We start from the raw sequence: 24,883 nt of genomic DNA, 5'->3' as shown, positions 1-24,883 counted from the left end.
CAATACTTCAATCTGAATCCAATCAGTATACTACATTTTTTAATATTTCTTAGCAGTTACGCTTATCTCGCTTCATAATTCTTTTACAACATTTTTAATTTCAGTTAAAGTACAAGTCATAATATAAAACCATCAAGAAGAACACAACTTCTTGACCCAAACAAAATAATACTTTTTCATAACACACCCCTTCGGAAAATATCCGAAGGGTCCTCCCTAAAACAATGCCGCTATGTTTCCTAAAATATGAAGCATAGCGGCTTTATCATCTTTCTTTTGGTTATTTATGAAACAAGCTTTGCTCCTTTGCTGCGGTTACATTTCCAGCAAAGTGTCTGAAGATTATCTTCCTTTGTAAGACCTCCTTTTGCTATCGGGATAATATGGTCAATTTCGAGAAGAAGATTAGGCTCTACATGAGTTGAATTGCCACACTGACAACAAAACCCAGACGTCAATACAGTAATCATAGTCTTTATTCAAACACCTGCGGATATTTCTCAATATAATCAGCAAACTTCAACCACTCTATTTCTACATAATTGGAGCGCCATTCATCTGTCAGTTTATTCATCTCATCTTCAGATATCTGACATTCTGGGGTCTGTGAAGCACTTGTAATACCCTCAGTTGAGCCAAGAATATGAACAGGATCATATAAATAGCCAACATACTCATCCTCTATTAACCCTTTATCACAGAAATGCGTTCTGCCGTCATATACAGTTTTTGAAGAATCATAGTGAAATCTAGACGCTCCCCAATATGCTGCTCCACTACTTCCAATCTTATATATCTCCCCATCAGCTCCAAGCCAAAAAAGAAACCTTTCACCACCAGCACAGATTTGCACTACCGTTCTATCAACTAACGTATAGGCCTCATTGAAGCAGTGATTACCATACCAATAATCCTCTTTTTTTTCAATCGAACCGAAAATCAACTCAAAAGAACCATCGTCATCAAAATCAATATATGTATATCCAATGTCATTAAGGCAATAATCAATATCTACATCATAACTTTGACTTTTCTTCCACTCTATTTCTGATTCAAAATCATTTTTCATATTCTTAAATGCATCGGAATATAAATCATCATATTTTGTTATTAACTCTACATCAGATAATTTATAAGTATATATATCATTTTCATCAGCTGAATATGTTTGATCAACTAATTCCTCTTCATAAATTGTATTTCCAGAAGACTCGGCACACCCCACCATTATTTGTGAAATCCCAACAAATATCATTACAGATAAAAATACTTTTTTTATTTTCATTTCTATTATCCATCACCAATACAAAGTGGAATACCAACAAGTTTTCTATGTACATTTCATTCAAGACTAACAGTCTACATTTCCAAAGCTGCCACAATAGTTAACACCTACTTTGATGGCAAGCGAAGTAGACTATCTGATAATCTTTAGCCAAATCATCAAGGAAATTCATAGCTCCGGCAAGTCGACTCTCATCTAAATTTACAAATGGATCATCAAAAATTAGGAACGGCTTTTCCTGATCGTACATTGCATCCACCATTGCCATTCTTCTACAGAGTCCAACAAGGTCCTTATATCCTTCACTCAAGTATGCCAGTTCATGCAAACTTCCTTTTTCCTTCAACTGAATGTTCAGATTAGCATCTAGCTCATATTTCTCGTCACTGTCAGAAATAATATTATGATATTTTTCAAATGAATCCTTAATGTCATCCATGTATTTACAAGAAAAATTATACTTAGCTTTTTCAAGATATTCTCTTGTTTTTCCGATAATCTGATACTTTCTCATATCAGTCTCATAATTCTCTTGCAACCTTTCAAGTTCAGCCTCATCATTTTCTAAAGCTTCCAGTTCTTGAGCAGCTTCATCCATCTGCTCCCTAAAGCTATCTTCAATGTCAGCTATACTATCAATCTGTTCTTTCAGCTCATTGAAAGATTTATTCAATTCCTCCAGAGAAGCTACCTCTGCTACGTCAGCACTATCAATGAACTTAGTAACATCGTTATCCTTCTCGAATTTCTCCTTCCTGCCAGTTATATTTTTAAGTCCCTCATTTAAATAGTTCAAACTAATAAGCTTTTCATTTATCGTAGAAAGCTGTTTTTTAAGCTCTTCTTCAGGTTCAAAGCCAAGTGACATCAAATAATTCTTTACTTCATTTTCAATGGCAGTGCTTTCCTCAGATGCACTCAGTACTTTATCCTGTTTAGCTTTAATTCTTATATAATCTGAAGCATTATTCTTTAATTGGTAAAGAGCCTTTTGATAATCCGCGCCTAGAATATCTTGATGATATTCCTTCAAGAAACCTGTGATTGTGTCCACAAGAGTTTTCATTTCTTTCTCTCTTTCAGGAGAATTCCCCTTCTGGTCCCTGTCAAAAAGCTCGTCGTAGTCCCTGATCAGGTTTCTGATGCGATTCAGCTCTGTAGGCACATCATACTCATTGTACTGTAAACCAAGCTTATCAAACATATCTTTACAGACTTGCTCAACTCTCTGGATAAACACTTCATCTCTTGATATTTCGTCAAGCATTTTATTATATGTGGAATTATTATTATCTAGATTTTCATTATTTTTCCTAAATGATAGCGTTGTGCCTACAATAGCCAGAACAATCCCGGCAACAGCAATACCTGCTCCTAAAGCATTACTCTTTACTGACACTATGGTTACAATTCCGCAAAGTGTAGCAATTATTCCAACTACAATAATGATAATTCCTAATGTTTTATTTGATGATCCCATACTACTATTAGCAGAATTTGCATTTTTAAATAATTCCGCATTAAGCCTCTTGGAAGACAGTACCTCTTTTTTACTCTTTCTCTCTCCCCAATCATTAATAAGCCCATCAACTTCATCCATAGAAGGTCTGTAATGTTCAAAGAGTTTTTCTGCATCATCAAGTTTTATTCTTTCTGGATCAGAAAGTAAACATGCATCCCGTTCCGACTCAAGTTCTGACAACTTGTCTATGCTTTCTTCTATATCATTAAGTTTACTCTCATCCGGAACACCAGCGCTAAAAGCCACCTTCAAAGCAGAAAAGCTCCTACTTTCATCATCTGACAATGAGAAATTCTTTATTGTCTGAAGTAAATCTTCATATTCATCGCATCGCTTAACTACAATATCAATATTTGTCTTTTCAGGAACATCCTTCGGAAAGAATGCTTTGGCATTTTCATATTTCTGCTTGGCATCAGCTTCCTGTTCGCATAATTCTTTATATTTCTCCGCTCCAGCTTGAGAATCCTTTAAAGCAGATACACGTTCCAGTTCCTTCTGAATATCCTTCTGCTCTTCTTGTTTCTTTTCTTTGGCATCTACCTGTTCCTCAAGCTTCTTCCCAAGCTCCGTAAGGTTATTAATATAATATTCCTTATTCCTTACCACTTCTCTAAGCTCAGAAATTCTCATATTCATCTTGCTGAGCTTACCTGTAGCTCTTTCCGGAGAAAGTTTGTTCATCTCATCCTTCAAAGTATTTTGAACAACATCATAATTACCCATATCAGCAGTCTGATCAGAGACATTACCTATCTTTGCACTAATACTTGGCGTAACTTCAGTACCGCAATCCTGCTGCGCGATAAAAACTGTTCTCATGAATGATTCTAGGTCAATACCAAATAATTCCTCTCCAATATTGCTTGAATAATCATCCGACTTCAGGTTAGTCGTATTATCATATAAAGCAAATTCATCAGAACCAGATTTTTTCTCGCCAAAGCGTCTTTCCATGCGGTACTCTTTACCATTTACTGAAAACACTACATTTCCACCATATGTTCCCATCTGCCATGGCTTAAATCTTTTTCTTTCATTTTCTGTGATATTTCTCTTATTTTCTCCAATAAAGCCAAAGAACATAACACGAATAAATGTGGCAAATGTGCTTTTGCCCCAACCATTATCTTCGTGTATTATGCTTTTTTCATCGCCAAATGAATAATCATAATTTTGAAGCTTACCAAAATTCTCTATATGACAGCTAACCAATTTCATAGTTCAATATCCTCTCCGTTAAGTGCTTGAAATCCACAACGTATTATCTCTGCTTTTTCCTCTTCGCTAAGTGATTCATCAGCTTTTACAATTCTTACAAACTCACCTTTAAGCGAAGCATCAAGCTCATAATCGTTATAGTCAACTGCAATTTTGGTCTTATCATTAACCTTTGCAAAATAAAAGCCTTCCATCAAGATTTTGGCAAGATACTCTGTATTCTTTTCACAATCAACATCAATATCACCGGTCAGTACAATTTTTAATAAATCTTTTGTCTCAGATTTCTGTAATCCTATAGCCGCATCAATTTTTCTTTTAATATCGGTATTGGTTTTGCAATCAGAAATATCAACAGGAATTTCATATAGGTGTCTATTTGCAAAATCTACAAATTCAGTCTTGCATGTAAAATCATCTTCATTTATATCTAGCAACACAAAGCCATGCTTGCCACATTCATCGAATCCTCTTCCTTCAAGGCAACCGCTGTAGCAATATTTTCCTCTTGGCGGTAACTCTCCCTCCTGATATTCATGCACATGTCCAAGAGCAAGATAATTGATATTTTTATTTCTCAGATCAGACAAACTTATGTTATCTGAAGAATTCTTGACCTGATACGTTGTTATCTGCCCATGCATAGTAACAATATTAAAATCTCTTGGATCCAGTAATAGTGAAGAGTACACCGTACTCACATTATCATCGCCAAGCTCTATTCCAGAAAGCGTAATTCTTTTTCCTTCATTTTCATAGAGATTATATCTTTTCCAATTATCGGCGAACAAATATAGATTGTCTGGCACTTCCTTAATAGCTTCAATAAATCGATCACCGCCTCCATGGTTACCCTTAAGATAATAAAAATCGATATTTGGATGAGATGCTATTGAATCTATAACACTATTGCGTGCACCAGCAGAAAACGTCTTAGTATCAAATAAATCTCCAGCGATAATAATTGCATCAACATTATTATTTCCAGCATACTCAACCATTCTCAAGAATGTATCCAATATCTCATGTTTTCTCTCTTTTGCCTTTTCCTTATCTAAATTCGCTGTCATTTGAGAATCTAGATGGATATCAGCACAGTGTATTATTCTCATTGATTTCTCCTTGCCAAAGCATCATTTATGGCTACTAATAACTTTAATTTACCCAATACAGTTATTATACTATATACGCAAACCACTACATAAATAACAAATTATAATTGTTTCTTAATCTCTAAATCATTTCTCAAAGCCACAACAGTTACATCCTCAAAATTTCTTTATCATCTAGCATTTTTGGCTCTTTGTATGAGATGATTCCATACTAATCGCTTATGTGTCCTATAATTACACCTCAATAAACTGATAATAAAGTTGTCCAGTATCCATGCGACTTTCGGAGATCCAACCAGAAGTCCAAATGCAAATAGAGGTAGATATGTGCTATGATCATTTACAAAATGATAACCACAGGAGTTCTATAATTATGAATGGCATTACAAAAGCTGATTGGAAATTGTTCATGGATAAGGTTCCTGAATGGCAGGAAGCGTATATGGAAAGGCTTTTAAAAGAATATGTTAAGATGCTTCAGAACAAGAAACCAGCAGCTCTTGTCTTTGCTTTCTCTATTTGACCTTGTCTATTTGTTTCAATTTCTTTTCCTGATTGCTGATCTTGTTGAGCAGCTGCTGAATCAACTCTTGCAGTAGCACTGTAATTGTAAGAAGCAGTGCCAATACTGTGGCCACCACTTTCAACAAGATTCTTTTTATCTTTACCTGGTATTTTTCTTTATTCTTCAAATAATGTCTCACTGCAACAATGATTATTGCAAGAAGTAATTCAAAAATAGCTAACATGTTACCACCGCCTTTCCCAAATGGCACAAGGCAGGAAATGATATATGATCATTCCCCGCCCCCAACTATGAATCTGTTAATCGATATCCCCATACCATCCAGGAAGCGTGTAGCCATCCTCTCCTTCAGGAAGTCCAATTACATGAAGTTCATCTGCTGAGTATACCCATCCTCTCCCGGAAGTAGTGCCTCCACAGGTTGAAGAGCTTCCGGAACCGCTGTTTTTATTAGAACTTGAATTTGATTTACGATTAGGTTTTCTCTTAGAAGTTCCTTTACTGATGGAATCAATTGCTTCCTGCGTCAGATTCCCATCAGCCTCAAGCTCATCCATGTATTTTTCATCACGCTCACGCTGTTTCTGAAGCCATCTTTCGCAATACTCCTCGTAACTTTCAGCATCCACTCTAATGCTACTAACCAAAAGCATAAGAGTCATAACTGTAATGGAAGATAATACAATAATCATTTTTTTCATAAGAATCACCTTTTCCTTTCACAAAACTATTGTTATCTTCCCCCAACTGCTTTTCTATGATTCAAATTTTAAACTATCAATTGTCCAATAATTTCCACAATGAAAAAGCGCATGAACACTAGGCTGAGGAGATGTGCTTTAAAATCATCTCTCACGCACCAGTATCCATGCGCACTCTTTTATGCTTGCTTTTTGTTCATTCTTTAAAGCAATCCGGTATTTCTTTTACCCCGCGTCCCATACATAGCGCTGAAGAAGCACCTGTGTATGAAAGGGGATTTCCTTCAATGTCTGTCACGCTGCAGCCTGCTTCCTTGGCGATAAGCGCTGCTGCCGCGTAGTCCCAGATCTGGATCTTCAGTTCGAAGTATAGTCCGCATCTTCCAAGGGCAACGCAGCACATATCCCATGCAGCAGTTCCGGATCTTCGAAGATCGACGCACTGAGGCAGGAGTCTTTTTGCTATGTCAAAAGATCTGTCTCTATATTCTTCGTAGTAAGGAGCGGTTCCAAAGCATGCAAGCTGATCAGAAAGTGGTTCCTCTGATGACATTATTTTTTCACCATTCATGTAGGCGCCCTGGCCTGCTACCGCAGAGAACATCATGTCATCATAGGGATTATAGACAACGGCCATGTATGGCTTTCCATCCTTGAGAAGTCCCACAGATACAACTGAAGGTCTATACGCATAGATGAAATTCGATGTTCCATCTATGGGATCTATAACAAAGCAGTATCCGCTTGCCATCTTAGCGGAAAAGACATCCTGCCCATCTTCTTCTCCAAGGAACTCAGCCTCAGGCAGCACCGCCTTCAACTTTTCCACAAGGAATCTCTGAACCTTCTCGTCTGTTTCAGTTACAAAATTTGCATGCCCGGACTTTTCCATCACCTTAGGGCGTTTTGCTGTCAGTAGTATATTTCCGGCCTCTCTTACTATTTCAATAATCTCATCAATTTTCATTTTCTTTTAACCTATTCTTCTTTTGATCTGCCTTTCGTTTGAGACAGCTACATCCTTAAGGTCCTGATTCTTGCTGAGGAATAGATAGCGGCTTCATATATTAGAATTCCAAACTGTCACTATTTAGAAGAAAATACTTCATTCCCATGATTACGTATCCTTCATCATTTCTCCATGGTTTTGACGATCCATTTACAAGTACAATTTTCTTGAAAGAGTCAGGAATGTATCTAAACGAATTGTATTCCTGCTGTTGTTTTTCTTCAGTAGAAAGATCGTATGCGACCTGGATATAGTACCGTTGATTACCCATGTTGGTCACAAAGTCCACTTCCAGCTGTTTTCTCACGCTTTTACCCTCACTATTCTTCTGATTAACTTCTATGATACCAACATCCACGGAATATCCTCTTGCCAAAAGTTCATTGTAAACAACGTTTTCCATAAGATGCGTTGGCTCTTGCTGCCTGAAATTCAATCTGGCATTTCTAAGTCCAACATCAGTAAAATAGTATTTAAGGTTAGCAGCTATGTATTTCCTACCCTTGATATCATACCTGTTTGCCTTTGATATTAGATATGCCTCTTCCAAAAAGTCTATATGTGCTGATATTGTTTTATGTGTATAGCTGCTATGTCTTTCCGTCGCAAAAGTATTTGATATCTTTGTAGGATTAGTAGGAGATCCAATCGCAGATGCAAGTATATCTACAAGTGTATTGATCTCATCCTTATTCTTTATCTTATTACGATCAATAACATCCTTCATATAAACGTTATCAAAGATGCCTTTGAGATAGTCCATCTTCTGTTTGGCATTATTCATGTCAATAAGAGCTGGTAGTCCACCATAATTCAAATACTCATCCCAGGCATCATCGTATTCACCACTAAAAGCAGAATAAAACTCAGCAAAGGTGAGTGGATATATATGTATCTCATCACCTCTGCCTCTGAACTCAGTAATAATGTCTTTGGACAAAAATTTAGAATTACTTCCCGTGACATATACATCAACATTCTCTATTCTCAAAAGACTATTTAATACTTCCTCAAATCTGTCCATGAATTGAACTTCGTCCAAAAGAACGTAATATTTCTCGCCATCAAGGATTTTTTCCTTAATGTATCTATAACACGCCTTAGGTTCACGCAATTCATCAACATCGATACCATCAAGTGCAATCTCAATTATATGATCAGCACCAACACCACTGTTAAGAAGATACTCCTTATACAACTTGAATAATAAAAATGATTTGCCACAGCGCCTGATTCCGGTGATAACCTTTACCATTCCATTATTCTGTCGTTCAATAAGCTTATTTAAGTATACATCTCTTTTTATCAACATCATATTACCTCTTTTTGCAACTTGACGCATTTTCTGGTAATAGGATAGCTCTCAACTCGTTCTATGTCAATATTTTATTACCATTTTTTGCGTCTTGACGCATTTTGGGGTCATCATACCATCCAGGAAGCGTGTAGCCATCCTCTCCCTCAGGAAATCCAATTACATGAAGTTCATCTGCTGAGTATCCCCAGCCTTTGCCTGATCCTGAGTAGGCATAAAAATAGAGAGTGGCATAAAACCACTCTCAATCTCCTCTATTCATCAGTTTTTAAAGCAATCCGGTATTTCTTTTACCCCGCGCCCCATACATAGCGCTGAAGAAGCACCTGTGTATGAAAGGGGATTTCCTCGGTCACTTGATATTTCAAGCTTGGTTATTTAAATTCTTCGAGCAAATCGGATGAGAGCGCGAAGCAACTAAGAAAAAAGATGAGAATGTTTGAGGTCACAATTTGTTACCTCAAACATGGAGGAAAAAGTGCAAAAGCAGGAAGGACATACTCCTGCATCATGAAATGAAAGATTTCTTTTACCTTATCAGGCGTGAGCCTTGATTTTAAAATTATCTCGCAGATACAATTACTTTTTTATGTACAGATTCTACTGTGCCATCAGCTGTAACAGCGTAAACTTCTGCCTCTCCGGGAGCTATTGCATCGATTGAGAAGTAGAGATTGTTGTTTCTTGAAGCTTTAGTGAAATTGATCTCTGCAACTTCAGGATTTGTGCTGATAAATGTCACATCTCCGGGTTTGAAGATTGCTGTATCGGTGATCTCCGGAATGAGATAGCTTGTGATATCACACTGTCCCGGAAAAAGTGTTACAGCTTCATCTGATGAAAGCTTAAGTGCTGTGATATTCCCTGATGTGAGCTGTTCTCCGGATACATCTTCACCCTGAACTCCTGCCTGTTCTGTAGTAGTTTCTGTAACTGATATGTTCTCTGTGGATGTTGCTGTGCCTGTCTCAGTGCCGCATGCTGTAAGTGAAAGTATGAGTGCTGATACTGCAACAAGGCTTACTAATGTCTTTTTCATTTCTAAATCCTTTCGTATAACTATAATTCTTTTATATTCTGCCGGATTCTCCGACACAAGAATATAATCATACTACTTTTTTAGTTTTATCAAAACATTTTTTGTGAATTTAGAATTACTTCCCGTGACATATCTCCTACTGTTCCATTATTGCAAGTAATAGTTGCTTTATAGCATTGCTCCTACTATTTTCATGACATTCCCCATTTCCTGAATATCACTGATTACTTCCCCGGTCTCTAAAGAATGATTTCCTTTTTCTACTATTACCAGCTCAAGTCCAAGCTCTTCACATCGTGCCTTGGCAATATCTGTCTTACACCAGGGATCCGCATTGCCGTGAAACACTGTTCCGCTTTCAGCTCTCAAAAAATCAAATGTCTGAGGAACCGGAGTAAATACAAGCTGCGTGGCACCGATGTTATAAGTTTTATCATAATAAGCAGCAAGAGCAGTGCCTATACTCTTCCCTACAAAAAGAATCTTCTCACATTTTTCAAATTCAACTTCACCAAGCTGCTCTTCTACCTGCTTTGCTGCAATTTCAAATGCTGCCTTCATTCCTTCTTTGTCATTAAGAATATCTTTTGCCTTAACCGGCAGCTCATATGTAACATCAATCACGTCATAGCCTGCTGCCTTGGCCAGCTTCTTAGTGTAATACAAAAGAGGTTTGTCCCCGTTATATCCCATACCAGGAAATATTACTACAAGTTTCTCACTACACATCTTCCAATCCTTCTAAAAATATGGCTTAGTAATCTTCAAATCCTCTGATTTTATCTCTAAAAGAATCAATTCCCGCTACCATTTATACTCCTCCAAAAAGCTTTGTAATTCGCCTTCAACACGTTCATCCGAATTGTCTGACAGGCTCATGGCAAGTGATACTGGATCTACTTCGCCATTATTTGCAAATAGTCCCGGATCATATTTCCAAAGTTCTACTCTACTCGTCATAATATCATCCTGCCATCTCGTATCTATCTCTTCAAAGCCACTCACAATATCGCTGCCTTTAACGACAGCATATACATCCTCGCTTGGTGCAGCAAGCATGCTATGTCTGCTTAGCATCGTTTCTCCGGCGATGAATAATCCTTCTTCTTTTGTAATCTTAGTATGAACAATCTTCTGCACTGGGTTGATCAGATAATCCTTTGCTACCTCAAATAGCTCACGCCCTCTATAGTTAGGAACCATCCTTATCTCTTTTCCTGCTCGTTCTTCTCTGATAAGGTCCATCTGCTTAAGTTGCTCTGAAGCTCTGGTAATTGACATTTTCGTCAATCCAAGATCATCTGCAGCCTGCTTTTTTATGAAAAAGTCATTTCCACTTTTGTATAACAGATAAAGAAAAAGGCATTGCGTTGCTGGCATCATTTTGTCTGTAGACACAATCATTTTTCTTTTTAAGTTATTACTAAGCATTACCCCAAGGAAAGGCAAAAAAATCTGATCCGGTAATGAAATAAACGGAATCTCTTTTGCTATCAACGCATCTCTTTGTACTCTTGTGATGTCATCAAAGCAAAATGCCACATTAAGCCCTGTCTTTTCCATGTACTGAGAAAGCTGCTTTTTAAATGCCACAACGCCGAATTTCTCCTGGTCTGACAATTTGACAATCAAAAATGATGCATCTCCCATTACAGCACTATAGAAGACTCTTCCAGACACCATGTATAAAGGTAGCCCTTTTAGTTTAATTTGTTCCAAATGACAGTTTATACCAAAGGCTTTTTTTAAAGCATTTTCCAGCATAATATCACCTCGATAACATTTTTCTTTTATAGTAACATTAAATATGTTATCGTTCAATATTTATGTTACTATCTTACAAATCTCAGTGATATCAAACCCCATTCTGAACTCATCTAACCATACGCTCTACTATTTCTTTAGTCTCATCACTGAATCCATCAAGGTCCTTCATTGAGATAACCTCATAGCCCACCAATGACGCCAGATGCACATGGAAATTTGATCTTCTGACATCCTGCAAAAGAACTCCTGGATTCTTCCTGTCTGCCTTAATCTTCTTATCAAGCTCCCAGAACTTGTCAGATGCAAGCCCATCACCTTTGAGAAACTCAATGTAGTCTTTGATCAGCTTTTCCATGTAGTTCTCCTGCCAATCAGGAAGGTACTTTCTGAAAAGCTTCCAGTCTTTTTCATTTACGTCTATACTACTCAAACCTCTCAAACAAAATGACTTCTATCCTGAATATCCACATCCAGGTTCCGTTTTCATTTCCCATTGCTTACCTCAATCACTCATTCAATTATATAGAAAAAAGGAATCTAGTGCTATATGAGTCGCTAGATTCCATCTATGGTTAATCCCATTTTATGCCTTACCAAGCATATCATGAATATATGTCCGCAAACCATCCTCCGTATCTATTCCATACTTTTGGTTTATCAGGATATAATACTTCATGATCCTCTCTTTAGGCAGAAGCTCATTAGAGGGAATGCTGTCGCCATATCCTTTTCTCGCTTCCATCCACGGATCCTCATTATGAGTAATCCTTTCCAACACCTTTCCGCCATACATCCCGAACGTGTTCACAACAAGGTCGATCACCCGCTTCTCGTCATCCGTCAGCGCATCCTCTGTTCCTTCCAGAAGTGCGAACCGCGCATCATCGATTGGATTATATTTGAAATCCCGGAACAGCTCGTATACCTCCGGATAGACTGGGCCGTGTACCCATGCCCTGCAATCCTCTTCAAAGATTGGTCTTCCATACAATGCGGAATACACGCCCTGGATAAAGTAAAGTAGCTTCTGAAGCATGAGAGGCGTTACTTCTTCCAACTTTTCAAAAATATATGCGATCACCCGGAGCATCTTATCTGATACAGAAAACAAGCTCTCTATGCTTTCTGCCGCGGCAAAAGCTTTCCTGTAAGCCGCATCTGTCAGCTTCTCCCTGTTTTCCATGAGCTTCTGCTTCATGTATGCCGGGGATGAAAGCGCTGCTTTCATGATATCTGAATACTCTTTGGAAGGCACCTGCCCTTCAAGGTATCTCGGAATCGTCACCTCTCCAAACCCAAGTGCCAGGGACAACGGAGCCTTTCCGATCTTATATATCTTCATGAGCTTTTCGATATCGTCAATCAATACAAGACCCTCTGCCACCCTGTACTGTTCATCGATTTCCTGAACATTCTTATCAATAAGACCAGGAATGCTCATTTCCTCCCCGCATTCGGCGCAGACAGCCACAGTAATTGCAAAGGTATATTCCTTATCCCTTATATTCTTCACGATGTCCTTCTTCTGTAAAAGGTACTCGGTCTCTTTCCTGCACTCTATGCAGAAATCTCTTCTTCCCTTCTCTGTCATAATGGTTACCTCCGATTTGCCTCCTGATTATCTGAAATAGTACATAAGCGGATATTTCTGTTCATGGAACGAAATGATGATTACGAAACAGTTCTCCAGCTTGTTAAACTTGATATACAGAGATACTGTTTTTTCTTCTGATCCATTCCTCTCCAAAAGGATTACATCCTTGCCAAATACATACAGTTTTTCGTGTTCAAAACCTTTATGCTCATTCTGCAGGATCTCCGAAAAATCCATTGCAGTAAGGCTCAATATTATTTCTTTGGCTTTTGCCTCGTCGATAACATAATCCAGAAACAGATTGATGTTATCCTGACGTCTAGCGTTTCGATCTATCCGGTAATTATCCTTTTCAACAGCTTTCTTCACCTCGGAAAGATACTGCTCTATGTCTTTCTGATCTATGTTCAATACTTCATCCTCCACAGAGCCTGCGATGGTTTTTTTAATTTTTTCTATCATTAGCGTAGCAATATGATTGCTTTTTGTCAATATCCAATCATTTATCAGGCGTGAGTCTTGCGCTATAGTCTGTCATGTACGGATAAAATCATGCTCTAAGACTGTTCTTATCCGTACATCGCCAGAATATCACTCCTATAACAGCTCTTTTTCTGGGGATTGTACGGATAAAATCATGTTCTAAGACCAATCTTATCCGTACGTCGCTGGAATATCACTCCTAAAACAGATCTTTTCTTAGGGATTGTACGGATAAAAGCATGTTCTAAGACCAATCTTATCCGTACGTCGCTGAAATCTCACCCCTAAAACAGCTCTTTTTCTGGGAAATGTACGGATAAAATCATGTTCTAAGACTGTTCTTATCCGTACGTCGCTAGAATCTCGCTCCTAAAACAGCTCTTTTCCTGGGAAATGTACGGATAAAATCGTGTTCTAAGACTGATCTTATCCGTACGCCGCTGGAATCTCACTTCCGAACCGAATCTCACTCCTAGAACCTCCCCCAAAAACAGCTCTTTTACCATCTCCTACTGTTCCATTATTGGAAGCAATATCTGCAGGGTAAATATGCCGTCCTTGGCATTTACTGTCATAGTGCCGCCGTACTTCTCGGCAAGATATCTGATGCTCTTGACGCCAAAGCCGTGCTGGGTCTTGTCTGTCTTGGTTGTGAGGGGCATGCCATCTTCAAATGACAGGACACCATTGTAATAGTTCTGAAGCTGCAGCATGAACATATTGTTCTGATTAAGTACCTTCAGATTTATAACTCTCTTTTCCTTGTCACTTATCTTCTCAACCGCTGTAATGGCGTTATCCAGAGCATTTCCGAATATGGCATAGACATCCTCGAGTTTCATGAATGAGAGGGAACCCGCGTCGGCCATGCAGCTTAGCTGTATATCATGTTCGCAACAGTACAGCCCCTTGTCCATCATCAGGACATTAAGGGCCTCGTTACCGGTATCTATGGCCACGTCGTAGATCATGATATCTTTCTTCAGTTCTTTATAGAAAGCCTCTTTGTCGCTGTCCTTTTCCATGTGATGAATAGCCTCGATCTGATGCTTCAGATCATGGCACTTTCTATTGATACTGTCGATGGTCTCCTGCTTGATCTTGAACTGCTCCTTTTGGACCATGAATGCCTTATTGATACCTTCAAGCTCGCTTGCATAGTACTCGCTGAGCCGCCTTGTACCCTGTGTCCACAGAATATATACGCAGCAAAGAGCATCAACAATCCTGTAATATACATAATTCCAGGAGAATTCCACGTCATAAAAGGTATTGCCTTTATACATGACACTTACAAACAGCACGATCATCATGATCGTTATGATCGGCACCAGATCTGTCTGCTTAAAGCTCTTGGCTTCCATCTTGGCAAAGATTCTTTTGATAACAAAGGCAAAAATTCCATAGATAAGAATGTAGACAACTATGTCTATTACCTGTATTCTGCCAAATATCGCATCGAAGATCTCGCATATATCAAAGGCAACATGCTGCACTGCAAGAGCTACAATGGAATAGTACAGAACCTGCCTGACGTTGTACTCCGTGCACATGAATATCTGGAATAATACTCCCGCTATGTATAGGGACCAGTAGCCTACAAAACCTATTACCTCCATGATATTCCTGGAAAAATGATTCATAAAAAGAGATACCAAAATGAAAAGAGCTGCTGAAACAGCATAGCGCAGTCCCCAGTATTTTTTCTTTGGGCTAAAAATGATCACTATAGTTCCGGACAATATCAGCTGTACTGCATATGAAATTAGATCCCATATTTCAAACATGGTATTCACAAAATCTTACCTCCCATGTATTCAGCAATTGCCTGCAAGAACTCCCTCTTTTTGGGGCGGCTTATCTTAAGTCTGTCTCCGCCTACAATTACATCATCCTTATCCACACCACTTACATGTTTAAGATTGATCAGATAGCAGTTGTTACACCTCTTAAAGGGCAGTTCTGATATCTTACCCTCTATCTCTTTTAGCGTGCCTTTTTGTTTGTAAACCTGATTGGTAGTGTGATAGTAAATATAGTGACCGTTCACCTCTATGTAATAGAGATCGTCACTTGATATCATGACAAAGCCATGCTCTGTCTGAACTTTGAAGCTCTCTGACCTGTGCCCCTGATAAAAACCAAGAGCATTCCTCATCTTCATGGCAAAATCACCGTAATTGACAGGTTTTACTATGAAATCAAAAGCCCTGACCTCATAGCCTTTGATAGCCATTTGAGCCAGATTAGTAATAAAGATGATAATGACATCAGAATCGACCTGCCTTATTTTTTTGGCAAGTTCAATTCCATTATCACTATCATCTTCTGTATTAAGCTCAATGTCGAGACAGAGCATCGCATAGCTCTTGTCGTACCCGGACAGGAAAGACTCCCTGTCTGAGAACGTAACGACAGACAGGTCGATCCCTATCTCTCCACCAAGTCTTGTAAACATATCTGATAATTTTTGCTGTTCATTAAGATCGTCATCTACAACAGCGATTTTAATCACTTTCTACCTCTGGAAAAATAATCTTATAAACCGGGAAATATATTACCATCTGCACACCGCCATTTATAACAGTTATGAGTATGTTATAAACGGCAGGCTCAAGGAACTGCTTACAGATAGGAACATAGATAGACATCAGCACGCTGCACACTACTGTTATTGCAACGAATGCTATGACATACCACATTGCCTGATACCAAACATTTCCGTGAGACTTAAAGGTAACATTTCTCTGCATTGGGAAATTGACGCACTGAGCGATAAACAAAGTAATCGCAAAGGCTGCAAAATATCCCATTCCACCAGTTTCATCTCCGGTTACCGGATAATTAAAAATGTACGTATCTACTATACCCAATTTTACCCTAAAAAGCTGACAAGGTACACTGCACCAATCTGTGTTGTTATTAATTATTGTGGGCAAAAAAGTGAGCAGTAAATACTGAAGCAGTGTAACCAAAAGAGAAAAGAGATAAAACTTAACAAACTGAAATAGTAACTTCTTTATCTTTTCTCTATTCATCATCTTACCTCTACAGTGGCTGTCGCTGTCAGATTTTTATTAAGTGAAACTGCATTTACCACCATGTTTCCTTTACTTACAGGTCTTATTACAGCAAGTGCTTCACCGTAGTATGTGTCACAGACATCATCCAGATAGCTTCCCTCATAATATGGGCAGGCGCTGCCAAGGCCAATGAGCTCTCCGCCGGTTACGCTGACCTTAATGTGATCTCTTTCAAGAGGCTTTAACTCACCTGACTGATCCGTAAACTTAAGTCGAACATAAGCAAGATCGCCGTCACTATTTATTGCTGTAAGCTCAGGCTCTGCTACTAACTGGGTCTTTTCCCCTGCAGTTAAAAGAGCTGTTGTAGCAATTACTTTACCATTTTCAGCGTATGCCACAGCCTTAAGTTCACCCGGCATATAAGTAACATCAAACACTACTCTGCAATCGTTTTGGGTTCTCTTTTTACCAATTGTCTTACCGTTTAATAAAAGCTCTATCTCGTATGCGCGGGCATAGACTTCTACCCTGGTCTTCATATTCTCGCATCCTTCCCATGACCAGCTGGCCATGGCATTTGTCATCTTCCATGCGGATGGAGAGTGTTTTTGATCAGCATATTTAACAGGGATAACACCTATTGCAATATCCATCTGTCCAAAGGCTACGCGGGTGTAATCAGCTTCAGAAAGAGATTTACCTGTGAGATCAACTCTTCCGGAACCTGCTGCCACCCATCCTTTTCCGTGGCTAAAATCCGGTGCATAGTCCTGATATTCCCAGCTTCCAACGCCTACTTCTCCAAGGTAATCCATACCTGACCACACGAAGTCACCTATTATCCTGGGCTCATCTGCAGCAAGCTCCATGAATTTGTAAGCATCGCTGCAAAATGTCTCACTTCCTAGTATCAATCGGTCAGGATATTTCTTTAGATCATGGACATATCTGTTGATTCCATAGTTGTACCCTGCAAAATCCATTCTTGCAAAGGCGTCTTTAGTCAGTACATCGCAAGGATACAGAGTTGCTCCAAACTTCATGAAATCTGCGCCAAGTATCCCTGCAAGGTTATTAAAGAATTCACTGCCAACCGCCTTCTTTTTTTTGACATTCTTAACTTCCTGCTCCGCCTTTTTATCAGAGTAGATGCCAAGTCCCATTGAACTTAAGAAGTTAAAAAAGATATTGATTCCACATGATACTGGTCTTGAAGGATCAAGTTCATGGAGGTAGTCAGTCATGTTACCGCACAGCTCGATACCCCTTGCCTGAGCTGTCTCTGCAACTTCATTACCGGTTGAATACATGATCACACTTGGATGATTGTAATCCTTATCTACAAGGGCCTTTAAGTCTGTTTTGTAGTTCTTTTCAACTGATGTAGCATAGTCGTATCTGGTCTTGTGGATATACCAGGCATCGACGTACTCATCCATCATCAGGACGCCCATTTCATCGCATGCTCTAAGAATAGCCTCAGAGCATGGATTGTGAGCACTGCGCACTGCATTATAGCCATTTTCCTTCATGAGTCTGATCTTTCTGTAGTCAGAGAACTCATGTCCGGCTGCTCCGAGAATACCATTGTCATGGTGAATGCATGCGCCTCTGAGTATCACTCTTTTTCCATTGATGGCAAAGCCTTTTTTAGCATTGAATTCAAGGGTTCTGATTCCGATACGCTCAGTTCTGACATCATCACCAAAGCTTACCTTAAGGTCATAAAGCTTGGGATTTTCGGGGCTCCAAAGTTCTGCTTTTGGAAGCTTCATGGTGATCTCAGCTACACCATCGGCGTTAGTTATTTCTTTTACCTCTGTATCAAGTTCTGCTATGGCGCATGTCACCTGGCCTTCAGAGTTTGTGCTAACCGCAGCCTTTATCACAGGAGGATCTATTGACAGGGTATCAACCTTAATTCCGTTTATGAGAATATGCTTTTGTGGCATCTGGTATAGCCATACAGGCCTGTAAATACCGGTTCCTGTATACCATCTGCTATTGGGCTGATCAGTATTTATAGCCTCTACAAGAATAGTGTTGTCCTCACCATATTTCAGAAGCTTCGTCACATCCACATAAAATCCGGTGTAACCATAATCCTGGTAAGCAGCTTTGACGCCATTTACATATACAGTTGCCTTGTGATAGACACCTTCGAAATACAGAACAGTGATCTGATCTGCCCATTCCTTTGGAGCCAAAAGAGTCTTTTCAAAAGAGTAATCCTGTGGCACATACCATCCAAGGTTTACTCCAGTGACGCTTGCGTCATCCTTTCCATCCAAAAGCATCGCATCATAGGGAAGATTTACGTCAATGGCGGTATCTCTTTTCCCTGTAACAAAACATTTCCAGTTGTCGTTTAAGCATATTCTCTTCATATTAAACTTCTCTTCTTAAAAATCCACTAACTATTGTAAGTAACACTCCAATGCCCATAACAATTGCTATAGACACTATGTTTCCGACCTGTGTGGCATCTCCGAACATATTTATGCCCTGAAATGCATCTACGAATGATCCGACCTGATCAGCCAGATGTCTGAATACCGCAAATGAATAGCAAGCTGTTGCAGCTACAATCAAAAGGTCCTCGTCCCTGATCATTACAATAACATTTAATACAATTCCTATCACAAGTGCAGCTACCACCAGGGAGTTTGTGGCATTATGAGCAGGCGCCCATGCCAGGTATCTGACAAGTGATATAACTGCAACAATAAGCGAAAGCACTACGGCACAAAAGCCATATGATTTTTTTGCAAAAAAATTCTTCATATTCGTCCACCTCATTCCTTAACAATCTCAATTACATTTCTGCGTTTCTTCAGATCCATGAATATAAACAAAATGTCAAGTGCAGCAAATACCACGATCAAAGCAATCATAAGTGGCTGCCACCAGGGTGTTACAGATACGATTTTAGAATCAACGCTGTATCCGTTCATAACGCTGCTGTTTGCAACTGTATAGAGGTAATCATGTGCTGACTTTCTGACAAGTGCCAAAAGATCTCCATCATCAGTCTCTGTGATCTGTTTTGCAATAGTTGTTCCAACTGAACCGGAGAAATCAAGGCAGAACTGATCTACACCGGCTGCAACTGCACTTGTAAGATGCCACTTATATGTACCCTCGGCACCGGCTACAGCGTCAGTTTCCTGCTGTCCAACAAATCCCCATTCCTTCTCAATTACCTGGCTGCAAAGTGCTGTACTCTCTGAGCACCATACAAGGCCAAGTCTGTTAAAGCCATGCATAAGAGCTTTTCCACCGGCTGCTGCAATAGCTCCCTCGGCTGCTCTTAGAGATGTCTCTCTAAATGCCTGTTCGTTAAAGAATACTGCGATTCCTTCTCTGTTATTTTCCTGATCATTACCAACTACGTGCTTGGCACCGGCCTGAACGCCTCTTTCCTCCATAGCAACTACTTCAGGAATAGCACAGAGATAACTCATAACTGCATCTTCTGAATAGTATTCAAAGTTTCTGCCACCAAATGGTGTTCTGTGGATGTTAATTCCAGGCATCCAGTCTTCTTCCATTCCGAGATACATACACTCATTGGCCATGAGCTTGCCTCTATTGTACATAAGGTCTTTATTAAATGTAGAAGCAAGGACTATCTCTGTTGGGAAACATGTATCCTGTACGCTTGTTCCATATTTGCTCTCGTTATATGTACCGCCAACACCATCAGGTCCATCGCCTGCAACAATGGCTGGCTTACCCACAGAAGCAATCTCAGTTGTACCAAAGTTATCTGACAGAAGGCTTGTAAGCTCAGATATTGTAAACTGGTTCAAATATGTATCCCATGCCTCATCGTCATAATCAAGCCCGATAAGTGCAGCAAGCGGCATTCCTATGTTATCGCCCTGAGTGAAATCAGCTACAGAAAGTGCATCTTCACTCTTTTCATAATAATTACCTGCAAGAAGCTCGATCATCTCATCATTAAGTGTAAGCTGTGTAGCAGATGTTGGATATGTAGCTTCCCAGTCGTTTCTTGACAGATAAGTAACTGTGCCTTCCTGCCAGTAATTAGGATCAGCTTCTTCGAACTGATTTGTAACAACTTCATCTGTGTACTGTGAAGTCTTATATGTTTCTGTATCTAATGCTTCGCTCCATGTGTATACATTAGCTGCATTTCCTGTTACTTGCTGACCATTTTCATCAGTAAGTTTCTCTGCGCCCTTTGCTGCAAGAACGTTATTGAGCGCGTCATGTGCATTATCACCGATTGCGATATAATAATCGCCTTCGCTCATGATATATCCTTTTGCATTTGTGTAATCGTAGCTTGCAAGGAGGTACTTATCACAAGTAATGCTAAGTGTCTGTGACTGCCCCGGTTCAAGTGTATCTGTCTTCCCAAAATCGAGCAGCTGGATAGCAGATTTTTCTACCAGATTCTTTTTCTCATAATCTCCGTAAGGAGTCTGAGCATATATCTGCACAGAAGTCTTACCGGCGACATCACCTGTATTTTTCACAGTTACATTAACTGTTATTTCGTCTCCATTTATTGTTACGCTATCAAGTGTCTTTTCAAAAGTAGTATATGAAAGTCCATATCCAAATGGGTATGTAACTTCCGCAGCATAGTTCCAATCTTTTCCAAAAGATGAACCAGCAGATGAAGTTGCGTTGCCCTGTCCGAGAACGCTGTCTTCATATCTTGTCTCGTAGTACTTGTATCCAACATAGATGCCTTCTGCCTGAACTGTTGAATAAGATATTCCGGCATCAGCATCATCTATAGCTGCAAGTACTTCATCAAGATTAGCCCATGTCTGGTTATTGAAGCTTCCGTTTACAACTGCTGGTGCTGAAAGTGAATTAGCAGCATATGTATCTGTCAGTGATCCTGATGGATTGATATTGCCGTTCAGAATCTGTGCAACTGCTTCAAATCCTCTCTGACCCGGCTCACCGATCCAAAGGCATGCATCGACTCCATATTCATCGAGCCACTCAAGCTCCATGGGATTACCGCTGTTTATCAGCACAATTACCTTATCGAATACGCCAGATTCGTTGATCATATTCAGAAGGTCTTTTTCCTCCTGATGAAGTGCCAACTGGCTGATTCCTTCAAAGCTGTCTTCGAGAGCCAGCTCCATTCCTTCTCCGCCTTCTCTTGCAAGCATTACGATTGCAACATCGCTGTAATCTGCAAATGAAGCCTTAAGATCATCTGTATAGAAAGAGATGTCTTCTTCACCCATTGATAATACGCTTGTAGTATTAGTTAAAAAGTCATATTTGCCGGTTCCTCTCTCTGTTGAGGATTGGGCATATGCATTGTAAAGCGTGTCATTGATCTCAAATCCCTGCTCAGAAAGAGCTGTGTACAGGTCAATACCCTCAGATGTTTCATAGGCCTTTGAACCTGCAGATGAACTCTTGTATAAAGGCTGTGCCACCGCGTGTCCAAAAAGAGTTACTTTTGTTTCATCAGATGAAAGTGGAAGTGCGTTGTTATCATTTTTTAATAAAACTGCTCCTTCTGCCTCTTCCTGAACCGCCTCATCGTAAGTCTCCCTGATAAGTGTCTGAAGATTCTCAGAATTTAATTCGCCATAATCACTTTCAAAATATGTTGTATCTTCTGACGTATCGCCATCATTTACAACCTTACTGGTAGTAATCCCCAAAGCCTGATTAACTGTACCCGAATACCCCAACATACAGTTAAATCCAACGCTTGACAGTACCAGACAGCATGTACTGACAGATGCCAAACCAGTCCATAACTTGGAATGTTTACTCATTTTTTACATACCTCCATAAATACATAAAATACTTCCTGTGGCCAACATTATCTGATTTTGGAGGCAGTAACAATAGGTTGTTCACAACCTGTAATTCATGGTTCATAAACTGTTTGGTTGTATTGGAAATTTGTATGCTACACATTGGTAGGCAGTGGATAGGGGAGATTTTTAGTTCTTACCTTGATTCAAGGGATTCAATTCTTTTTCCAATCTCTTTATCAGCAGTAAGATCATAAACCATTCTATAGCAATCAAGCGCCTGGTCTTTGTCTCTGCCTTCTGCCGCTTCCTCTGCTGCCTTGTACAAAAGTGCAAGGGTTACAGGGTTAGCCTCTGTCGGAATTTGGTTATCCTTAAGAATCTTCTGAATCTGAGGCAGATCTTTCTTTGCAACTTTCTTACCTACAGCCTTCTCCAGGAATTCCAGTTCAGCATCAGCCTGTTGGGATTCGCCAAAATATTTGCTATAGAGATAACATGCTGCAGATACTTCCGGCTTGTATTTTTCCAGGTAATACCATCCAAGGTTTCTGTAATAAGCTGCAAGCTCAGCCCTTGTGCAGCAGTAATTATAAGATTCTGTGCTATAGGAATATTCACCATCTGCATCTCCAAGTTGCTTACAACACAAAATAATTCCGAGGATTGTTTCCATGTCCACAGGGTTCTCAAGGTGTGCACTAAGCCATTCCTGCTGGGCCCCAGAATAATTCCCTGCAAGCAACTGTTCTTTTGCCTTCTCCTTGTGAGGTGTCAATGTATCCTCATCGGATATCTCATATTCATCATCTCCCAAACAGTAATACTCATACAAAAACACTTCCGAAATATGCCTAAGGCAAACTTTTAGTTTACTCATCTTTTCTTTTCCTCTTTAGTATTCCTTTTTTACCTCTGTTACTTTGTACATTTTCTTGAACATTTCCAAATCCTTAGCATCTCTGATCAACATTACCTCAGTGAAATGACCATCTTCTTTACTCTTAAACCCTGCTACCTGCTCACCGGTGCAGATACTACACTTAATTACGGCTATCTGTTTGTCAGAGTCATAAGGTACGGAATTAGTTTTTGGAATCCTAAACTTACTCATTTTCAAATCCTCACTGGTATTGTTCTGTATCATGTTCTGTAAAAAAGCATAACACAATAGAAATTGTTTTGGGCATGTATAATGCGGAAGCATTCGTAATAAAAAACCCGTATCATATGATACGGGCCATTCATTATTTTAATATAGAGAGCTTCATATTATGCACAAATCTGGGCTACGACAACTTGAGCGCCGCTAACTTGAATGTCGAGAAGCAAACCGGAATCTGCGCAGTCTTTCAAGTACTGTGCAAACTCTTCTTTTGTCACGTCCTCAGGGCCGTCTTCGCCGCCGACCATCTGGAAGACTGTCTGATCAGTAATGATGAATGCTGCTTCATCTACATCATTCATTCCTACAGGATCCTGAGCTATGTCATTTCTAAAATTGGTAACACCTTTTACCGTAAGAATATCATCTTCGATATATGCCTCGTATATGATTGCCTGAAGAACCCCTGATTCGTCCGGTTCTCCTGCGCTATCTTTATCTGAAGCTCTTAAATATCCGCTCATCCAATATGTGCCGTCATCCTCTAAGGCTTCAGTAAAACTAGTCGAAGCTGTGTCAGTTTCAGGTACAGACGCTGATTCTGTAACGCTTTCGATGGCTTCTGCAGAAACTGCTGTTGCCGCTCCGGCATCGGCGTTTTCTGTCTTTCCACACCCTAATAGTGTTGCACAAATAGCTACTGTTAATAAAAGTGATACTTTTTTCATCTTTCTCCTCCTCATAAAAATAATAACAACATATTGATTATACCCTAGAAAAAGTACCATATTTATTAAAAGAGTATTAAAAAAGCCATGTACGGGAACTTTGCTCCAGTACAATTTTTACTTGCTTATTCTTTTCTTGATCTCATCTATCAATGTAATATCAGCCGGAAGCCATTTTACTGAATCAATGGTATCTACATCAAGCCACCTGGCATCCTCTGCTTCTTTTAACACCAGATTGCCCGATATCAGGCTGCACCAATAGCAACGCATGGACAGGTGAAACTCCGGGTAATCATATTCGATTGTGCTTATATACTCATCAACGCTGATTTCAGAATCAAGCTCTTCCCTGATTTCCCTTGCCAGAGCATCTTCAGGGCTCTCTCCAGGCTCAACCTTGCCTCCTGGAAACTCCCACCAGCCTTTATAATCTCCATAGCCCCTCGCTGTGGCAAAGACTCTTTTGCCGTCTCTGATCAGCGCAGCAACTACATTTATTGTCTTTCTTGAAGTGTCCATAACTGCCTCTTTGTCTAGTATGTGGTCCATGGACCACATACCCCGTCCCCAATGGGCCACTTATCAGCATACGGATAAGTTCAGCGGTATTCTTTATTTTTATCCGTACAAAATGGTTATCTTTGGCTCCTTTCTCTTTCCTTGTACGGATAAGATTACA

Annotated in this window: 25 protein-coding genes; 1 reads left to right on the top strand and 24 read right to left on the bottom strand. The window is 39.6% G+C overall.

Annotation, left to right across the window (positions count from 1 at the left end; genetic code table 11):
* Positions 1-284: 284 nt before the first annotated feature.
* The 4 genes from C4S54_RS16415 to C4S54_RS03175 form a co-directional block, all read right to left on the bottom strand.
* Positions 285-470: an HNH endonuclease gene (locus tag C4S54_RS16415; protein ID WP_103868237.1), complete on the bottom strand. Its 186-nt coding sequence runs from the start codon at positions 468-470 to the stop codon at positions 285-287.
* Between the two features lie 5 nt (positions 471-475).
* Entirely contained in the window at positions 476-1,285 is an 810-nt protein-coding gene (locus tag C4S54_RS03185; RefSeq protein WP_103868236.1) for a hypothetical protein, read from the bottom strand.
* Between the two features lie 100 nt (positions 1,286-1,385).
* A complete protein-coding gene (locus tag C4S54_RS03180) occupies positions 1,386-4,028 on the bottom strand; it encodes an AAA family ATPase (protein WP_103868235.1) in 2,643 nt (880 codons plus the stop codon).
* Positions 4,025-5,140 carry a metallophosphoesterase family protein gene (locus tag C4S54_RS03175; protein ID WP_103868234.1) on the bottom strand — a complete coding sequence of 372 codons (1,116 nt, stop codon included), beginning with the start codon at positions 5,138-5,140 and terminating at the stop codon, positions 4,025-4,027. Before C4S54_RS03175 ends, C4S54_RS03180 begins: the two co-directional genes overlap by 4 nt.
* 373 nt (positions 5,141-5,513) lie before the next feature.
* On the opposite strand from C4S54_RS03175, the gene C4S54_RS15910 reads away from it, so the two are divergent.
* Positions 5,514-5,663 (top strand): hypothetical protein, encoded by a 150-nt coding sequence (locus C4S54_RS15910; RefSeq protein WP_160110659.1) that lies wholly within the window; start codon positions 5,514-5,516, stop codon positions 5,661-5,663.
* Here the strand turns inward: C4S54_RS15910 and C4S54_RS03170 are convergent.
* The 20 genes from C4S54_RS03170 to C4S54_RS03075 all read right to left on the bottom strand — a co-directional run bounded on the left by C4S54_RS03170 (position 5,656) and on the right by C4S54_RS03075 (position 24,723).
* Positions 5,656-5,889: a hypothetical protein gene (locus C4S54_RS03170; RefSeq protein ID WP_103868233.1), complete on the bottom strand. Its 234-nt coding sequence runs from the start codon at positions 5,887-5,889 to the stop codon at positions 5,656-5,658. The two genes, C4S54_RS15910 and C4S54_RS03170, sit on opposite strands and share 8 nt — an antisense overlap.
* A gap of 76 nt (positions 5,890-5,965) precedes the next feature.
* A complete protein-coding gene (locus tag C4S54_RS03165) occupies positions 5,966-6,367 on the bottom strand; it encodes a hypothetical protein (protein ID WP_103868232.1) in 402 nt (133 codons plus the stop codon).
* A gap of 196 nt (positions 6,368-6,563) precedes the next feature.
* Positions 6,564-7,334, bottom strand: a complete 771-nt coding sequence (locus tag C4S54_RS03160; protein WP_103868231.1) for an inositol monophosphatase family protein — start codon at positions 7,332-7,334, stop codon at positions 6,564-6,566.
* 100 nt (positions 7,335-7,434) lie between these two features.
* Positions 7,435-8,688 carry an ATP-binding protein gene (locus C4S54_RS03155; protein ID WP_026664023.1) on the bottom strand — a complete coding sequence of 418 codons (1,254 nt, stop codon included), beginning with the start codon at positions 8,686-8,688 and terminating at the stop codon, positions 7,435-7,437.
* 565 nt (positions 8,689-9,253) lie between these two features.
* Positions 9,254-9,730, bottom strand: coding sequence for a hypothetical protein (locus C4S54_RS03150; RefSeq protein WP_103868230.1), 477 nt, complete (start codon positions 9,728-9,730; stop codon positions 9,254-9,256).
* A 168-nt stretch (positions 9,731-9,898) separates the two neighbouring features.
* A complete protein-coding gene (locus tag C4S54_RS03145; protein WP_103868229.1) occupies positions 9,899-10,459 on the bottom strand; it encodes an alpha/beta hydrolase in 561 nt (186 codons plus the stop codon).
* 75 nt (positions 10,460-10,534) lie between these two features.
* Positions 10,535-11,362, bottom strand: coding sequence for a MarR family transcriptional regulator (locus C4S54_RS03140; RefSeq protein WP_146059959.1), 828 nt, complete (start codon positions 11,360-11,362; stop codon positions 10,535-10,537).
* A 241-nt stretch (positions 11,363-11,603) separates the two neighbouring features.
* On the bottom strand, positions 11,604-11,927 hold the full coding sequence (locus C4S54_RS03135) for a multidrug transporter (protein WP_200821035.1): 324 nt from the start codon (positions 11,925-11,927) through the stop codon (positions 11,604-11,606).
* 153 nt (positions 11,928-12,080) lie between these two features.
* Positions 12,081-13,088 carry a Panacea domain-containing protein gene (locus C4S54_RS03130; protein ID WP_103868227.1) on the bottom strand — a complete coding sequence of 336 codons (1,008 nt, stop codon included), beginning with the start codon at positions 13,086-13,088 and terminating at the stop codon, positions 12,081-12,083.
* Between the two features lie 27 nt (positions 13,089-13,115).
* Positions 13,116-13,502, bottom strand: coding sequence for a type II toxin-antitoxin system MqsR family toxin (locus C4S54_RS03125; RefSeq protein WP_103868226.1), 387 nt, complete (start codon positions 13,500-13,502; stop codon positions 13,116-13,118).
* A 581-nt stretch (positions 13,503-14,083) separates the two neighbouring features.
* Positions 14,084-15,361: an ATP-binding protein gene (locus C4S54_RS03120; RefSeq protein ID WP_242973741.1), complete on the bottom strand. Its 1,278-nt coding sequence runs from the start codon at positions 15,359-15,361 to the stop codon at positions 14,084-14,086.
* A gap of 5 nt (positions 15,362-15,366) precedes the next feature.
* Positions 15,367-16,089: a LytR/AlgR family response regulator transcription factor gene (locus C4S54_RS03115; RefSeq protein ID WP_103868224.1), complete on the bottom strand. Its 723-nt coding sequence runs from the start codon at positions 16,087-16,089 to the stop codon at positions 15,367-15,369.
* Entirely contained in the window at positions 16,082-16,615 is a 534-nt protein-coding gene (locus tag C4S54_RS03110) for a hypothetical protein (RefSeq protein WP_103868223.1), read from the bottom strand. Before C4S54_RS03110 ends, C4S54_RS03115 begins: the two co-directional genes overlap by 8 nt.
* The gene (locus tag C4S54_RS03105; protein WP_103868222.1) at positions 16,612-18,987 is read right to left on the bottom strand and encodes a glycoside hydrolase family 2 TIM barrel-domain containing protein; all 2,376 of its coding nucleotides are present in this window, start codon (positions 18,985-18,987) and stop codon (positions 16,612-16,614) included. The genes C4S54_RS03110 and C4S54_RS03105 overlap by 4 nt, the downstream gene beginning before the upstream one ends.
* 1 nt (position 18,988) lies before the next feature.
* Complete coding sequence (locus tag C4S54_RS03100; RefSeq protein ID WP_103868221.1) at positions 18,989-19,384, bottom strand: hypothetical protein; 396 nt, start codon at positions 19,382-19,384, stop codon at positions 18,989-18,991.
* Positions 19,385-19,395: 11 nt separating this feature from the next.
* Positions 19,396-22,386 (bottom strand): glycoside hydrolase family 3 protein, encoded by a 2,991-nt coding sequence (locus C4S54_RS03095; protein WP_103868220.1) that lies wholly within the window; start codon positions 22,384-22,386, stop codon positions 19,396-19,398.
* A 178-nt stretch (positions 22,387-22,564) separates the two neighbouring features.
* Positions 22,565-23,248 (bottom strand): hypothetical protein, encoded by a 684-nt coding sequence (locus C4S54_RS03090; RefSeq protein WP_103868219.1) that lies wholly within the window; start codon positions 23,246-23,248, stop codon positions 22,565-22,567.
* 15 nt (positions 23,249-23,263) lie between these two features.
* Positions 23,264-23,482 (bottom strand): aspartate dehydrogenase, encoded by a 219-nt coding sequence (locus C4S54_RS03085; RefSeq protein WP_103868218.1) that lies wholly within the window; start codon positions 23,480-23,482, stop codon positions 23,264-23,266.
* A gap of 158 nt (positions 23,483-23,640) precedes the next feature.
* Complete coding sequence (locus C4S54_RS03080; RefSeq protein ID WP_103868217.1) at positions 23,641-24,201, bottom strand: hypothetical protein; 561 nt, start codon at positions 24,199-24,201, stop codon at positions 23,641-23,643.
* A 117-nt stretch (positions 24,202-24,318) separates the two neighbouring features.
* Complete coding sequence (locus C4S54_RS03075) at positions 24,319-24,723, bottom strand: (deoxy)nucleoside triphosphate pyrophosphohydrolase (RefSeq protein ID WP_242973729.1); 405 nt, start codon at positions 24,721-24,723, stop codon at positions 24,319-24,321.
* Positions 24,724-24,883 lie beyond the last annotated feature (160 nt).

This window comes from Butyrivibrio sp. Su6, from assembly GCF_900108105.1.
Lineage (GTDB): Bacteria > Bacillota > Clostridia > Lachnospirales > Lachnospiraceae > Butyrivibrio.
This window is presented reverse-complemented; position numbering and strand designations above follow the sequence as displayed.

What these genes read in the sequence shown, in the direction of transcription:
- C4S54_RS16415 (WP_103868237.1), bottom strand. Translation starts at nt 470, where the DNA reads ATGATTACTGTATTGACGTCTGGGTTTTGTTGTCAGTGTGGCAATTCA.
- C4S54_RS03185 (WP_103868236.1), bottom strand. Translation starts at nt 1,285, where the DNA reads ATGAAAATAAAAAAAGTATTTTTATCTGTAATGATATTTGTTGGGATT.
- C4S54_RS03180 (WP_103868235.1), bottom strand. Translation starts at nt 4,028, where the DNA reads ATGAAATTGGTTAGCTGTCATATAGAGAATTTTGGTAAGCTTCAAAAT.
- C4S54_RS03175 (WP_103868234.1), bottom strand. Translation starts at nt 5,140, where the DNA reads ATGAGAATAATACACTGTGCTGATATCCATCTAGATTCTCAAATGACA.
- C4S54_RS15910 (WP_160110659.1), top strand. Translation starts at nt 5,514, where the DNA reads ATGAATGGCATTACAAAAGCTGATTGGAAATTGTTCATGGATAAGGTT.
- C4S54_RS03170 (WP_103868233.1), bottom strand. Translation starts at nt 5,889, where the DNA reads ATGTTAGCTATTTTTGAATTACTTCTTGCAATAATCATTGTTGCAGTG.
- C4S54_RS03165 (WP_103868232.1), bottom strand. Translation starts at nt 6,367, where the DNA reads ATGAAAAAAATGATTATTGTATTATCTTCCATTACAGTTATGACTCTT.
- C4S54_RS03160 (WP_103868231.1), bottom strand. Translation starts at nt 7,334, where the DNA reads ATGAAAATTGATGAGATTATTGAAATAGTAAGAGAGGCCGGAAATATA.
- C4S54_RS03155 (WP_026664023.1), bottom strand. Translation starts at nt 8,688, where the DNA reads ATGTTGATAAAAAGAGATGTATACTTAAATAAGCTTATTGAACGACAG.
- C4S54_RS03150 (WP_103868230.1), bottom strand. Translation starts at nt 9,730, where the DNA reads ATGAAAAAGACATTAGTAAGCCTTGTTGCAGTATCAGCACTCATACTT.
- C4S54_RS03145 (WP_103868229.1), bottom strand. Translation starts at nt 10,459, where the DNA reads ATGTGTAGTGAGAAACTTGTAGTAATATTTCCTGGTATGGGATATAAC.
- C4S54_RS03130 (WP_103868227.1), bottom strand. Translation starts at nt 13,088, where the DNA reads ATGACAGAGAAGGGAAGAAGAGATTTCTGCATAGAGTGCAGGAAAGAG.
- C4S54_RS03120 (WP_242973741.1), bottom strand. Translation starts at nt 15,361, where the DNA reads ATGTTTGAAATATGGGATCTAATTTCATATGCAGTACAGCTGATATTG.
- C4S54_RS03110 (WP_103868223.1), bottom strand. Translation starts at nt 16,615, where the DNA reads ATGATGAATAGAGAAAAGATAAAGAAGTTACTATTTCAGTTTGTTAAG.
- C4S54_RS03105 (WP_103868222.1), bottom strand. Translation starts at nt 18,987, where the DNA reads ATGAAGAGAATATGCTTAAACGACAACTGGAAATGTTTTGTTACAGGG.
- C4S54_RS03100 (WP_103868221.1), bottom strand. Translation starts at nt 19,384, where the DNA reads ATGAAGAATTTTTTTGCAAAAAAATCATATGGCTTTTGTGCCGTAGTG.
- C4S54_RS03095 (WP_103868220.1), bottom strand. Translation starts at nt 22,386, where the DNA reads ATGAGTAAACATTCCAAGTTATGGACTGGTTTGGCATCTGTCAGTACA.
- C4S54_RS03090 (WP_103868219.1), bottom strand. Translation starts at nt 23,248, where the DNA reads ATGAGTAAACTAAAAGTTTGCCTTAGGCATATTTCGGAAGTGTTTTTG.
- C4S54_RS03085 (WP_103868218.1), bottom strand. Translation starts at nt 23,482, where the DNA reads ATGAGTAAGTTTAGGATTCCAAAAACTAATTCCGTACCTTATGACTCT.
- C4S54_RS03080 (WP_103868217.1), bottom strand. Translation starts at nt 24,201, where the DNA reads ATGAAAAAAGTATCACTTTTATTAACAGTAGCTATTTGTGCAACACTA.
- C4S54_RS03075 (WP_242973729.1), bottom strand. Translation starts at nt 24,723, where the DNA reads ATGGACACTTCAAGAAAGACAATAAATGTAGTTGCTGCGCTGATCAGA.